This window comes from Curtobacterium sp. PhB137, from assembly GCF_003814955.1.
Classification (GTDB): domain Bacteria; phylum Actinomycetota; class Actinomycetes; order Actinomycetales; family Microbacteriaceae; genus Curtobacterium.
The window spans coordinates 179,736-192,764 of the sequence record NZ_RKQO01000005.1; the positions used below are offsets into that span (position 1 = coordinate 179,736).

Consider the following 13,029-nt stretch of genomic DNA (forward strand, 5'->3'; position numbering starts at 1 on the left):
CACCCGCACACGAATCGAACACTGGGAGCGACGATGCACCCGACCAGACGCCACGAACGGATCCTCGCCGAGCTCCGCGTGCACGGGACCCTGTCCGCCTCGGACTTCGCCGAGCGCGAGGGGATCTCGGCCATGACGGTCCGCCGCGACCTGTCCGAACTCGCCGACCGCGGCGTGCTCCGGCGCGTGCACGGCGGCGCCGTCTCCGTCGAGACCCTGCCCACCGCCGGCGCACCGCACCGACCCGCACCCCGACCCGACCGGGACACCACCGACGGCAGCGGCGCGCTCTTCACCCTCGGGCTCGTCGTCCCCGACCCCGGCTACTACTTCCCGAAGATCGTCGCCGGCGTCGCCGAACGCACCGAGGCCCTGGGCGGCCGCGTCGTGCTCGGCGTCTCCCGCTACGAGCCCGCCCGCGAACGCCAGCAGGTCGAACGCCTCATCGCCGCCGGCGTCGACGGACTGCTCGTCACCACCACCGTCGCCGACGCCTTCACCACCCTCGAGCTCCTCGACCACGCACCGATGCCCGTCGTCGTGGTCGAACGCTCCGTGGTCGAGGCCCCCGTCGGCTCCGCGCTCGAGTCCGTCCGCAGCGACCACGAGTCCGGCGCCGGCATCGCGGTCCGCCACCTCGCCGAACTCGGGCACCGCCGCATCGGCATGGCCGTGTTCGACACCCCGACCACCCCGCAGCTCCGCACCGGGTACGACCGCGCCGTCCGGCAACTCGGCCTCGACCCCGACGCCCCGGTCCAGGTCATCCCGGACGACCAGGGTGTGGGTGCCGCGACCAGGGCCTTCATCGAACGCTGCCTCGCCACCGGCACCACCGCCGTCTTCGTGCACTCCGACCAGTACGCCGTCGAGTTCGTCGAGACCGTCACCGAGATGGGCCTCTCGATCCCGGACGACCTGTCCGTGGTCGCCTACGACGACGAGGTCGCGGCGCTCGCCGGGGTGCCGCTCACCGCGGTCGCGCCCCCGAAGAACGACGTCGGCCGGTTCGCGGCGACGATGTGCTTCGAGCGCATCTCGGCGACGGCGCAGGTCGGCTTCGCCCGTCGGCACATGACCCTGGCGCCGACGTTGAGCGTGCGGGCGTCGACCGCGGCTGTCGTCCCCGGTCGGTGAGCGGCCGGCGCGCGATCCGCGCGATCCGCGCGCCCGTCGTGTTCACTTCGTGAGCGTTTGCGCCCCGCGGCTTGACTCCGCACACCGCCGAACGCTGGCATGGGGACGCCGTACCCCCGGAGAGGAACCGTCCGACGATGACGTCACGCCCCGTCACGCCCCGAGCGCAGCCCGCGCCCCGAGCGCAGCCCGCGCCCCGAGCGCAGCCCGCGCCCCCGGCGGCGCCCGTGCCCCCCGCCCCACGTGGCCACGCGCACCGCTCGCCCGTCCCCGTCGCCTTCGTGATGCCCGAGGCGACCTTCACCCGGGTGTTCGACCCCGGCGACCTCGCCGCCCTGCACGCCTCCGAGGCCGTCCGGCTGGTCGCCGACCGTCCGCTCGACCCGGACGACCCGTGCGACCTCCCGCTGCTCGCCGACGCCGAGGTGCTCGTCACCGGGTGGGGCAGCCCCGTGCTGTCCGCGGACCGTCTGGACCGGATGCCGCGGCTCCGCGCTGTCGTGCACTCCGCCGGGTCGGTCAAGCCGGTCGTCGACACCGACGTGTGGGCGCGACGGATCGCCGTGGCGTCGAGCGCCGCGGCGAACGCCGTCCCGGTCGCCGAGTTCACGGTCGCGGTGATCGTGCTCGCCGCCAAGCGGGCCTTCGCCAGCGCCGCCGCGCTGCGTTCGGACGAGACCCCGGTCGACGTCGAGGGCTCGTGGCCGGTCGTCGGCATGCACGGCGTGACCGTCGGTGTCGTCGGCGCCTCGCGCGTCGGGCGGGCCGTCATCGAACGGCTCCGTGACTACGACGTCCGCGTGCTCGTGAGCGACCCGTACCTGGACGACGACGAGGCCGCGCTGCTCGGCGTCACCGCCGTCGACCTCGGCACCCTCGCCGCCTCGAGCGACGTCGTCACCCTGCACGCGCCGCTGCTGCCGTCGACGCGGGGGCTCGTCGACCGTGCCGTGATCGGGCGGATGCGGCCGGGCACCACGCTCGTGAACACCGCGCGCGGGGCGATCGTCGACCAGGACGCCCTCGCCGACCGCCTGGACCGCGGCGACCTGGCCGCCGTCCTCGACGTCACCGAGCCGGAACGCCTGCCACCGGACGCCCGACTGCGGTCGACGCCGAACACCTTCATCACGCCGCACATCGCCGGGTCCCTGGGCAACGAGCTGCGTCGGCTCGCCGACAACGCGGTGCGCGAGACCATCGCGTTCGCGGCCACCGGCGCGTTCACCGACCCCATCGTCCCCGACGGCTTCGCCGTCCAGGCCTGAGGCCCGCCACCCGTCCACCACCGTCACCACCCGGAGACCCACCCCATGACCGTCACCGTCGACGCCCCGTCCTTCACCGACCGGTTCACCCCGGCAGCGCGCGCGGCGCTCCGTCCGCGCACGTGGCGACCCGCGCCTCCCGTCAGCGACCGCCCGGCGTGGGCGCACGTCGCGGACGCCGACCGGGAGGCCCTGCTTACGGTCGCGCACGACCGTCGCGCCGCCGCGGCGGTCACCTTCCCGACCCTCGCCCTGTGGGCGACGTACAGTCGCGACGGGAACCGCCAGCCGTACGAGCGGGCCCAGCGGAACCTGCTCGAGTCCGCCGCGACCGCGGCCCTGGCTCTCGGCGTGACCGGCGACGCCGAGTGGGCGGACGTGCTCGGCGACCAGGTCTGGCGGATCCTGGAGCTGCGCGCCTGGTGCCTGCCATCGCACTACGCGCTGCCCGAGGACGGCAGCCAGCCGTTCCTGCCCCTGCCCGGTCGGGACGTGCTCGACCTGTCGGACGCCTACGTCGGCGGCATGCTCGCGGCGATCGACGCGATCGCGGGGGAGCGCCTCGAGCAGGACCGCCCCGGCATCCGCGCGCACGTCCACCACGAGATCCGCCGCCGCGTGCTCGACCCGTGGGAGCAGGAGGTGTACTTCTGGCACGGGGTGGACGGGCCGCCGAACAACTGGGCGCCGTGGATCGTGTCGAACGTGCTCGTGTGCGCCGCCGTGGTCGAGCCCGACCGCGATCGCCTCGCCGCGACGATCGACCGCGCGCTCGTGATCCTCGACCGGTTCCGCGCCGGCTACGACGCCGACGGCAGCTGCGACGAGGGTGCCACGTACTGGTGGTGGGCCGGCGCGACCCTGTTCGAGGCCCTGGACCTGGTCGAGGAGCTCACCGGTGGCGCGTTCGACGGCTTCTCGGTCGAGCCGGTCGCCGCGATGGCCCGGTTCCCGATGGGCATGCAGATCGGTGCCGCGACGCAGGTCAACCACTCCGACGGCTCCCCGGCGCTGGCCGAGAACGCGAACTGGAACCTGCTCGCCCGCTTCGGGGAGCGCGTCGACGACGACCGGGTCGTGCGGCACGCCCGGTGGATGGGCCGGCAGCACGCGTTGCGGTTCGACGGGCAGCTCGCCGCGCTGTTCCGTCGGACGCTCGCCGAACTGCGGGACCCCTCGTGGACCGACGGCCCGGCCGAGCCCGGGATGCCCGCGTCGCTGTGGCTGCCCGGCACCGAGGTCGCCGTCGCCCGTGCCCACGACGGCGCGACGGACGGGTTCGTCCTCGCGGTGAAGGGCGGGCACAACGACGTCAGCCACAACCACAACGACGCCGGCGGGGTGATCGTCTCGCTCGACGGCGAACCGGTGCTCATCGACGTCGGGGTGGGCGTGTACCGCCGCGAGACGTTCATGCCGGAGCACCGCTACGGCATCTGGACGATGCGGAGTGCCTGGCACACCGTCCCGCTGCCGAACGGCGTCGAACAACACGAGGGTGCCGCGTTCCGCGCGACCGACACCGTGTTCGAGGACGACGGCGACGTCGCGTCGTGGTCCGCCGACCTGACCGCCGCGTACCCGGCGACCGGCGGACTGCGATCGCTCCACCGCACCGCGACGCTCGACCGGGCGGTGTCCCGTGACCGCGCCGCCGCACGCGTGGTCGTCCGCGACACCTGGACGTTCGCGGAGCCCGGCACGATGACCCTGGTGCTCATGACCCGCGACGAACCCGTGCCCGTCGACGGCGGGCTGCGCGTCGGCCCCGCCCACCTGTCCGTCGACACCGATCGGTTCGCGGTGCACGTCGAGCGGCGGGACGTCGACGACGCGAAGCTCGAGCGGGTCTGGGGCCCGGCGGTGCACCGTGTGCGGCTCGTCGCGCGGCACGCGTCCACCGACGGCGAGCACGCGCTCACCGTGACCCGGGCGACACCGTGAGCGCGGTCCTGCTCGGCGGCTCCGGACGCTGGACCGACCCGTGGCACCCCTTCGCCGAGACGAACGCGGCGGTCACGGCGCTCGCTGCGTCGGCAGGCGTCGAGCTCGAGCAACCGGAGGACGTCGACACCGCCCTGGCCGCCTGCGCGACCGGACCCCTGCCGGCGCTCGTCGTCGTCGACGTCGGGCTGCCCCGGGACGACCGCCCCGTCCCGCTCAGCGACGCCCGGGCCGGCTTCCACCGCCTGCTCGCGAGCGACGTGCCGCTGCTCGTGCTGCACGTCGCCGCGACGTCGTTCGCCGACGACCCGCACTGGGAGCGTGCCCTCGGCGGGGTGTGGGAGCGCGGCACGACGATGCACCCGCCGTTCGGGCCCGCGGCCGTCCGGGTGGTCGACGCGGCGCACCCGATCACCGCCGGCCTGCCGGACTTCACGGTGGAGGACGAGCGGTACACGCACCTGCGGGTCTCGCCCTCGGTGCGGGTCCTGCTCGACCACGAGCACGAGGAGGAGCGGCACCCGCTCGCCTGGGTGCACGAACGACCCGGCGGCGGCACCACCGTCTACGACGCGCTCGGCCACTCCGCCGCGTCGTTCGCGTCACCGGAGCACCGCGCGTTCCTGACGCGCGCCCTCGCGTTCCTCCTGTGCTGACGTTCCACTTGCGCTGACGGGGTGGGGGTGACCGCCTGGAGGCCCGGTGCCGGTCTCGTGGACCGGCACCGGGCCTCCAGGCAGTCGCGTCTCAGGCGATGGTGACGTCGCCGACGACCAGCCAGCCCGCCTGCTGCGTGCCCTGCGCACCGAGCTCGATGCCGGGGGCGTTGCCGGCGGTGGTGTCGACGATCGCGATGCCCCACCGGTACGCGCCAGCCGCGACGCCGGCCAGCGACGGACGGAACGCGTACGACGTCGGCGACCCCTTCAACCACGTCGACGGGTCGGACGCGCTGTCCACGAACGTCTTCGCGACGCTGCCGTCCGCACGGAGCAACGCGACGGCCGCCTTGTACTTGCCGTTCCACACCGGCAGGTTGTCGGGCAGGTAGCCCCAACCGGTGTTCGTCCACTCGTGCGTGACGTCGACCGTCGCGCCGGCGGACGCCGAACCGGGCACGACCACGCGCGACGGGTGCAGGCGGTAGCCGCCCTCGGCGTCGAACCGCTGCGTCAACGGGGAGGTCTGCGCCGCGAACCACGACAGGGCCTCGCCGTTCCGCAGGTCCATCATGTTCACGTGCGCCTCGACCGAGTCGTCGAACTCGCCCTGACGGACGTCGGCGGTCGTCACGTACCCGCGCGGGTCCTGCGTGACGTCGTGCTGGGCGGTGACCCACCCGCCCTCCATGATGATCGGCCGTTTGTACCGCCACTTCGCGGCCATCGACTTCTCCCAGTCCGCGTAGTACGTGGTCATGCCGAAGGCGTCGTGGCGCAGGACGTAGCCCTTCTCGTACGCACCGTCGAGCATCCGCTCGCTCTCGGGGTCCGGGGTGCCCCAGTCCTTCGGGCCCCCGATCATCCGGTGGTAGTTCAACGCCAGCGGCACCCGGGTGAAGTGCTCCTGGTACAGGTCGATGATCCAGTCGAACACCGGCTCGCGGTTCGCCGCGTCCTGGTACAGCATCGAGTGGCCCTCACCCCACTTGCCGAGCCCGTACCCGTCGATGAAGTCCGTCGTGGCCGGGTCGTCGTACTGCTCGCCGAAGGCCGCGACGAACGCGGCGTACTTCGCCTGGAACACCGGGTCGTCCGGGTACGGACTCCACACGGTCTTGCTGCCGGTCTGCGTCTCGTACCCGGCGGCCCCGGCGGCACGCACCCACGCGGGCGTGAAGTCCGACGACTTGTCGCGACTGTCCACCACGACGCGGAAGGCCAGCCGCAGCCCACGGCGACGGGCCTCGGCGAGGATGCCCGCGAACGCCGCGTTCGTGTCCCAGCCGTACACGCCCTCGGACGGCTCGAGGATCGTCCACGAGACCCGCATGTACATGACCGAGGCGTGGTCGGACACCGTGACCGTGGTGCCGTCGGGCAGTGGGACGTCGTCGTACTGCGTCCAGTAGTTCGCGGGCGGTGCCGACGAGCCGTACAGCGCCCAGCCGTTGAGCGGGTTCCGCAGGACCGTGGTGGTGTCGGCGGCGAACTCCCGCTCGACCGCGGCGGCGAGGTGCGGGCGACCGGGGTGGCCGGGGCCGGGGCCGGCGCGGCCGTGGGCGCTCGCCGGTGTGCTGCCGAGCACCCCGCTCGCTGCCGATGCGGTGGCGACGATGCCGAGTCCGAGTGCCGTGCGCCTGGTGATGTCGTGCGACTTGCTCATGCGTTCTCCCCTTCGAGAAGCGATCGGTGCAGGTCGATCGTCCCGGCGTCCCGCTCAGTGGGCAAGGAGTCCCGCCCAGTCGAACAGGAGTCGCACACCCCTCGCGACGCGGAACGACACGCACGATGTCGTACGACGTCCACGATGTCGTCGGTGCGCGCGTGCAACTGTTGCGGGCGACGTGGAATGACACTCCTGATGTCGTACGACGTCGATGTTGTCGTTCCGAGTCAGAGCCGCCCGCCCCGCCGCCCGCCGCTACGGCAGCGTCGGCGCAGCCTCCACGAGCGCCCGCGTCACCGGGTGCTCCGGCGCATCGAGCAGCGACACCGGCCCGTGCTCCACGATGCGTCCCGCCGACATCACGGCCACGGTGTCGCACAGCCGCTGGACCACACCGATGTCGTGCGACACCAGGACCATGGTCAGCCCGAGGTCGTCGGCGAGCGAGCGGAACAGCTCGATGACCCGTGCCCGCACCACCACGTCGAGGGCGCTCATCGGCTCGTCGCCGAACAGGATCCGCGGCCCGTGCACCACGGCCCGGGCGATCGCGATGCGCTGCCGCTGCCCACCGGAGAACTCGTGCGGGTACCGGTCGACCACGTCTGCCGGCAGGTCGACCCGCTCTAGCACGTCGCGCACCAGCGTCCGGTGATCCCCGTCGATCCGCAGTGCCCGCAGCGGTTCGCCGACGATCGCGCCGACGCGCATCCGCGGGTCGAGGGACGCGTACGGGTCCTGGAACACCACCCCGGTCTCGCGACGGAACCAGCGCATCGCGGCCGCGGAACCGGACGCCACCACCGGACGACCGGAGGCGGTCACGGAACCGGCGGAAGGTGCCTCCAGGCCGGCGAGCAGCCGCACCAGGGTGGACTTGCCGGATCCCGATTCGCCGACGATCCCGAGTCGCTGGCCGGAGGCGACCGTCAAGTCGACGCCGTCGACGGCGGTGCGGACGGGGCCCGGTTCGAAGGGCCCGCGGCGGGGGAGCCGGTAGGTGCGGTGCAGCCCGACCCCGTCGAGGATGGCGGTCATGCGGAGCCTCCGGACGGACGGGCACGACGGGCGGTGGCGCGCGCGGCATCGACGAGCGCGACGGTCGCGGGGTGCTGCGGCGCGGCGAGCAGCGACGCCACCGAGCCCTGCTCGACGACCCGTCCGCCGTCGAGCACGACGGCGGTGTCGGCGATCCGCGCGAGCACGGCGAGGTCGTGCGTGACGAAGACCATGCCCGCGGGTAGCCCTTCGAAGAGATCCAGGATCCGCGCCTCGGTCGTGACGTCGAGCGCCGTGGTCGGCTCGTCGGCCACGAGGTACGCGGGCTGCCCGGCCATCGCCATCGCGATGCAGATCCGCTGACGCTGCCCGCCGGACAGCTGGTGCGGGTACTGCCGCAGCAGCGACTCCGGGTCCGGCAGTCCGACGTCCGCCGCCAGGGTGGTCGCCGCGGCGCGTGCCGCCCGCCGGTCGAGTCCGCGGTGCAGGCGCAGCGGCTCCGCGATCTGCGCGCCGACGCGGCGCAGCGGGTCGAGGGCGGTGCCGGGCTCCTGGAACACCATGCCGATGCCGGAGCCGCGGTGCTCTGCGCGCTCCCGATCGGGCAGGCCGACGAGTTCCGTGCCGTCCAGGCGAATGCTGCCGGTGACGGTCGCGCCGGCGGGCTCCAGGCCCATCAGGGCGAGCGAGGTCATGGACTTGCCGGATCCGGATGCGCCGATCACGCCCACGCGCTCGCCGGGAGGCACGGTGAACGTCACGTCGTCGAGGATCGTCCGCCCCGCGATGCGGACGGAGAGCCCCACCACCGCGAGCCCACCGGTGTCGGTGTCGCTGTGGCTGCCGGTGTCGCTGTGGCTGCGGTCGGTCATGCGGTCACCCCCGGGGTGGTCGTGGCCGGGTCGGCGCGGCGGTCGCCGCCCGCTGCGCGGTCGTTCGTCGTCAGCCGTGGGTCGGTCGCGTCGCGGATCGCGTCACCGAGCAGGGAGAGCGCGGCGACGACCAGCGCGATCGCGGCTCCCGGCCAGGTGGCGCTCCACGGGTGCACGCCGATGTAGGTCTGCAGGTCGGAGAGCAGGTTGCCCCACGACGCCGTGTCCGACCCGGCGCCGTAGCCCAGGTACGACAGACCGGCCTCGGCGAGGACCGCGGTGGCCATCGCGAGCGAGAGCTGCACGGTGAACAGCGGCGCGGCGTTCGGCACCAGGTGGCGGAACAGCACCCCGACACCACCGACACCGGAGGCCCGGGCCGCGGTGACGTAGTCGCTGCGGGCGATTCGGCGAATCTCGCCGCGGGCGACCCGGGCGATCGTGACGCCGAAGGACAGTCCGACGCTCACGATGACGACCCCGAGCGACCCGCCGAACACCGCGGTCAGCAGCATCGCGGTCAGCAGGGTCGGGAACGCCACCAGGATGTCGAGCAGGACGGCCGTGCCCTCGCGCACCCAGCGGGCGGTGAGCGACCCGATCGCGGTCAGGACGATGCCGACGACGCTGGCGATCACCCCGGCCCCGACGGCGACGAGCACGGTGGTGCGGGTGCCGGCGAGCAGGTAGCTCGCGATGTCGCGACCGGCGGCGTCGGTGCCGAACCAGTGCGCGGCGCTCGGGCCCTCCCACTGGTGGAACGGATCGGCGCGGAACGGGTCCTGCGGCGTCCACACGAGCGACACCGCGGCGAGCACCACGAGCAGGCCGAGCACGACGACGGCGAAGACCCCGGTGGGGCGGGAGAGCAGGCGGCGGATCATCCGGACACCTCGCGTTGGCGTGGGTCGAGGGCGCGGTGCACGACGTCGACGGCGAAGCCGACCAGCAGTACGAGGCCGGTGAGCACGAGCAGCTCGGACTGCACCTTGGTGACGTCGCGGCGCCCGACGTCGGTCACGAGCATGCGACCGACCCCGGGCAGCGAGAACAGCTGCTCGACGACGACGGCTCCGACCAGCAGCCCGGCGATCTGCACCCCGAGCACGGCGAGCACGGTGAGGGCGACCGAGGGCAGCCCGTGCCGGAGCAACGCCTGCGTGCGCGTCAGCCCGATCGCGGCCGCGGTGCGGACGTGGTCGGCGTCGAGCACCGACAGCGTCGCGGAGCGGGTGAAGCGCAGGATGACGGCACCCTCGACCGCGCCGATGGTCAGGGCGGGCAGCACGAGCGACGCGAACGCACGCCCCGGCTCGGACCAGCCGTCGAGCGGGAAGCCCTGGGTCGGCAGCCAGTGCAGCGTGACGGCGAACAGCGCGACGAGCAGCATGCCGGCCCAGACGACCGGGATCGCGGCGACGGCCTGCGCCACGAACCCGATGACGGCGCCGCCCGGTCGACGGCGGAGCACCGCGGCGACGACCCCGAGGGGGACGCCGATCACGAGTGCGGTGACGAGTGACATGCCCGCGAGCGGCAGCGTGATCGCCAGCTTCTGCGCGATCTCCGGCGCGACCTGCCCGTTGGTCACCAGGGACCGGCCGAGGTCGCCGCGGAACACCCCGCCGATCCAGTCGAGGTACTGCACCACGACGGGCCGGTCGAGGCCGAGCTGCTGCCGGAGCTGCTCGACCTGCGCCGGGGTCGACTGGGTGCCGGCGACGACCTGTGCGACGTCGCCGGGCAGCACCCGCAGGGTCGCGAAGATGATGACGCTCGCGACGAGCAGCCCGACGACGAACAGCAGCAGCCTGCCGACCAGGAACCGGGTCACGTGCTCGGAGCTCCGGGCGCGGGTCGTCTCACTTGACGGCGAGCTTCGACAGGTCGAGTCGTGAGTTGCCGCCGTCGACCGGGAAGCCCGTCACGCCGGAGCGCACCGCGGTGATCTCGGTGGCCGTGTAGAGCCACTCGCCGGCGGCGTCCTCGCTCACGATCTTCGCTGCCTTCCGCAGGGCGTCGACCTTGGCGTCCTCGTCGGTGGCCGCGATCGAATCGGCGTACAGCGACTGCACCTCGGCGTTGTCGTACCCGAAGTAGTAGTCGGGGTTCGCCCAGTTGCCGAAGTCCCGGGCCTCGACGTGGTCGACCATCGACAGGTCGAAGTCGCGCTCACCCGACTTCGGCGCCTGGAACACCGTCGACAGCCAGGTGGCGAAGTCGACGCGCTTGACGGTCAGGGTGATCCCGACGTCGGCGAGCTGCGACTTGAGCACGTCGCCGATGGTCGCCGGGTAGATGTTCGCGTACGTCAGCGTGAGCTTGAGGTTCTCCTGACCGGCGGCGGCGAGGAGCTGCTTCGCGTTGTCGGGGTCGTACGCGTCGATGTCGGTCAGGTCCTCGTACCCGGGGTCGAGCTCCGGGATCGGGCCGCCCTGCTCGACGCCCGTACCACCGATGGCCTTGATGAGGGCCTTCGGGTCGATCGCCTGCCGGATCGCCTGGCGCACCTTCTTGTCGGTGAACGGCGCCTTCTGGTCGTTGAACGCGAGCGTGTACTTGTCGGTCGTCTTGCCGGAGTGCAGCGCGATGTCCGAGTTGCCGTCGAGCTGGCTCTTGAGCGTTCCGTCGACCGGGTTGAGGACGTCGAGGTCGCCGTTCGCCATGGCGTTGACGGCCGTCGACGGGTCGGTGATGTACCGGAAGACGATCTTCGCGACCTTCGCCTTCGTGCCCCAGTAGTCGTCGTTGCGGTCGAAGGTGAGCGAGTCGCCCTGCTTCCAGCTCGCGACCTCGTACGGGCCGGTGCCGTTCGCGGTGTCCGACAGGTCGTTCGTCGCGGCCTTCTCGAGCACCAGCCCGGAGCGGCCGGTCAGGTTCCAGAGCAGGTCCGAGTCGGGCTTCGCCAGCTTGAGCTCGACCACACCGGTCGACGGTGACGTGATCGAGGTGACGCCGGCGAGCTTGGCGGAGTCGACGTAGGTCTCGTTCGACTTGACCTGCTCCAGCGACCAGACGACGTCGGCCGCGGTGACGTCCTTGCCGTCCTGGAAGGTGATGCCGTCGCGCAGCGTGAACGTGTACGTCAGGCCGTCGTCGGAGACCTCGTGCTCGGAGGCCAGCACGTCGCGGATGTCGCCGTCGGCGGTCCGGCCGACGAGCCCCTGGTACACGTTGTCGATGAGCACCTGGTCGAGCGCTGCACCGGACTGCGTGCGGATGTCGAGGCTGGTCGGTTCGAGCACCAGGCCGACGCGGACGGTGGCGTCGGCGCCGCCGTCCTCGTTCGACGAGCCGGAGCAGCCGGTCAGCGCGAGGGCGGAGACGACGGCGACCGCGGTGGCGGCGAGGGCAGCACGTCCGAGGCGCGTGGTGCGCGCAGCCCGAGCGGGACGGCGGGGCAGGCGTGGACTCATGGGTGTGGGTTCCTTCCGGGCGCGAGGGCGATGATCAGAGCTCGCGCTCGCACGAGGTTACCGGCGGCCGGTGTCGTCCGCGGTCGGTTCTTCGATCCGGTGCAACAAACCGTGACGTCCCGCCCATGCCCGGATCGCCGAAGCGAGTTCGAGGGGCGCCTGGTTCTGCACCGCGTGCCGTGCGGTGACCGTCACGATCTCGGCGTCCGGCAGCCGCTCGGCGAACGCGGCGTGCAGCTTCGGGGACACGTACCCGCGGTCGCCCCGGACGAGCAGGATCGGCACGCGCAGGGCCTCGAGGTCGGGCCACGCATCGGCGAAGCGCCCCACCGACGACGTGCGGCCGGCGGGCAGGTGCGGGAAGTGGTGGCGCCGCACGAGCGCTCCGTCGTCACCGAGCCGCGTGGTGTGGCGCGCCTCACGCAGCAGCACGTGCCGGTCGTCGCCGACGCGTGCCTCGATCGCCCGGTCGACGACCTGGTCCAGGGTGGCGAACGGCTCCTCGGCCTCGAGCGCGCGGGCGATCCGGTCGACCGCCCGCTGCGCGAAGTCCGGCGACATGTCGACGAGGACGAGCCCGGTCACCCGCTCCGGTGCCGTGGCCGCGAGTCGTGCCGACAGGATCGCGCCGAGCGAGTGCCCGACGACGATCCCCGGCGGGACCTCCAGGGCGTCGAGCGCCGCGAGCACGGTCGGCGCCGTCACGGACGCCCCGTAGTCGGCGTCGTCCCGCCACGACGACCGCCCGTGGCCGGGCAGGTCGAGGGCGACCGCCGGCTCGCCGACGGCGAGCGCGGTCTGGTCGAAGCTGTGGGCGTCGATGCCGAGCCCGTGCAGGTAGGTGATCCGGGCCTCCCGGTCGCCCCACCGGATGGCGGACGTCTCCTGCCCGTCATCGGTGCGGACCACCTGCCTGGAGGCGCGGAGCGGCTCCGTCACGCCGCTCGCGCGGGCGAGGGCGGCCAGGTCTGCGAATTCGTCGTCGGGGGCATCGGGCACGGAACCGATCTTCGCACCGTCTGCGGGGTCTGGAGACGTTAGGTAAGGCATGCCATACTCGGATCC

Annotated in this window: 11 protein-coding genes; 4 read left to right on the plus strand and 7 right to left on the minus strand. The window is 73.0% G+C overall.

Translation table 11 applies throughout. The features are described from left to right. Positions 1-33: 33 nt before the first annotated feature. The 4 genes from EDF28_RS07500 (at position 34) to EDF28_RS07515 (ending at position 5,005) form a co-directional block, all read left to right on the plus strand. Positions 34-1,137, plus strand: coding sequence for a substrate-binding domain-containing protein (locus EDF28_RS07500; RefSeq protein WP_123937745.1), 1,104 nt, complete (start codon positions 34-36; stop codon positions 1,135-1,137). 227 nt (positions 1,138-1,364) lie between these two features. Beyond that, entirely contained in the window at positions 1,365-2,405 is a 1,041-nt protein-coding gene (locus tag EDF28_RS07505) for a hydroxyacid dehydrogenase (protein WP_123937746.1), read from the plus strand. A gap of 45 nt (positions 2,406-2,450) precedes the next feature. Then, a complete protein-coding gene (locus EDF28_RS07510) occupies positions 2,451-4,349 on the plus strand; it encodes a heparinase II/III family protein (RefSeq protein ID WP_123937747.1) in 1,899 nt (632 codons plus the stop codon). Further along, positions 4,346-5,005: a ThuA domain-containing protein gene (locus EDF28_RS07515; RefSeq protein ID WP_185094177.1), complete on the plus strand. Its 660-nt coding sequence runs from the start codon at positions 4,346-4,348 to the stop codon at positions 5,003-5,005. The genes EDF28_RS07510 and EDF28_RS07515 overlap by 4 nt, the downstream gene beginning before the upstream one ends. A gap of 91 nt (positions 5,006-5,096) precedes the next feature. Here EDF28_RS07515 and EDF28_RS07520 read toward each other — a convergent pair whose 3' ends face one another. From EDF28_RS07520 to EDF28_RS07550, 7 genes are all read right to left on the minus strand, one after another. Continuing rightward, positions 5,097-6,674 carry a DUF4832 domain-containing protein gene (locus EDF28_RS07520; RefSeq protein ID WP_123937749.1) on the minus strand — a complete coding sequence of 526 codons (1,578 nt, stop codon included), beginning with the start codon at positions 6,672-6,674 and terminating at the stop codon, positions 5,097-5,099. A 258-nt stretch (positions 6,675-6,932) separates the two neighbouring features. Continuing rightward, a complete protein-coding gene (locus EDF28_RS07525) occupies positions 6,933-7,715 on the minus strand; it encodes an ABC transporter ATP-binding protein (RefSeq protein ID WP_123937750.1) in 783 nt (260 codons plus the stop codon). Beyond that, the gene (locus EDF28_RS07530) at positions 7,712-8,548 is read right to left on the minus strand and encodes an ABC transporter ATP-binding protein (protein WP_123937751.1); all 837 of its coding nucleotides are present in this window, start codon (positions 8,546-8,548) and stop codon (positions 7,712-7,714) included. The genes EDF28_RS07525 and EDF28_RS07530 overlap by 4 nt, the downstream gene beginning before the upstream one ends. Beyond that, positions 8,545-9,432 carry an ABC transporter permease gene (locus tag EDF28_RS07535; protein ID WP_123937752.1) on the minus strand — a complete coding sequence of 296 codons (888 nt, stop codon included), beginning with the start codon at positions 9,430-9,432 and terminating at the stop codon, positions 8,545-8,547. The genes EDF28_RS07530 and EDF28_RS07535 overlap by 4 nt, the downstream gene beginning before the upstream one ends. Then, positions 9,429-10,382 (minus strand): ABC transporter permease, encoded by a 954-nt coding sequence (locus EDF28_RS07540; protein ID WP_123339771.1) that lies wholly within the window; start codon positions 10,380-10,382, stop codon positions 9,429-9,431. Before EDF28_RS07540 ends, EDF28_RS07535 begins: the two co-directional genes overlap by 4 nt. A gap of 28 nt (positions 10,383-10,410) precedes the next feature. Further along, complete coding sequence (locus EDF28_RS07545) at positions 10,411-11,964, minus strand: ABC transporter substrate-binding protein (protein WP_123937753.1); 1,554 nt, start codon at positions 11,962-11,964, stop codon at positions 10,411-10,413. Between the two features lie 57 nt (positions 11,965-12,021). Next, positions 12,022-12,963 (minus strand): alpha/beta fold hydrolase, encoded by a 942-nt coding sequence (locus EDF28_RS07550; RefSeq protein ID WP_173168664.1) that lies wholly within the window; start codon positions 12,961-12,963, stop codon positions 12,022-12,024. Positions 12,964-13,029: the final 66 nt, after the last annotated feature.

Excerpts from the sequence above, each read along its gene's own strand:
- EDF28_RS07535 (WP_123937752.1), bottom strand. The coding sequence starts at position 9,432 with ATGATCCGCCGCCTGCTCTCCCGCCCCACCGGGGTCTTCGCCGTCGTC.
- EDF28_RS07500 (WP_123937745.1), top strand. The coding sequence starts at position 34 with ATGCACCCGACCAGACGCCACGAACGGATCCTCGCCGAGCTCCGCGTG.
- EDF28_RS07525 (WP_123937750.1), bottom strand. The coding sequence starts at position 7,715 with ATGACCGCCATCCTCGACGGGGTCGGGCTGCACCGCACCTACCGGCTC.
- EDF28_RS07520 (WP_123937749.1), bottom strand. The coding sequence starts at position 6,674 with ATGAGCAAGTCGCACGACATCACCAGGCGCACGGCACTCGGACTCGGC.
- EDF28_RS07545 (WP_123937753.1), bottom strand. The coding sequence starts at position 11,964 with ATGAGTCCACGCCTGCCCCGCCGTCCCGCTCGGGCTGCGCGCACCACG.
- EDF28_RS07530 (WP_123937751.1), bottom strand. The coding sequence starts at position 8,548 with ATGACCGACCGCAGCCACAGCGACACCGGCAGCCACAGCGACACCGAC.
- EDF28_RS07510 (WP_123937747.1), top strand. The coding sequence starts at position 2,451 with ATGACCGTCACCGTCGACGCCCCGTCCTTCACCGACCGGTTCACCCCG.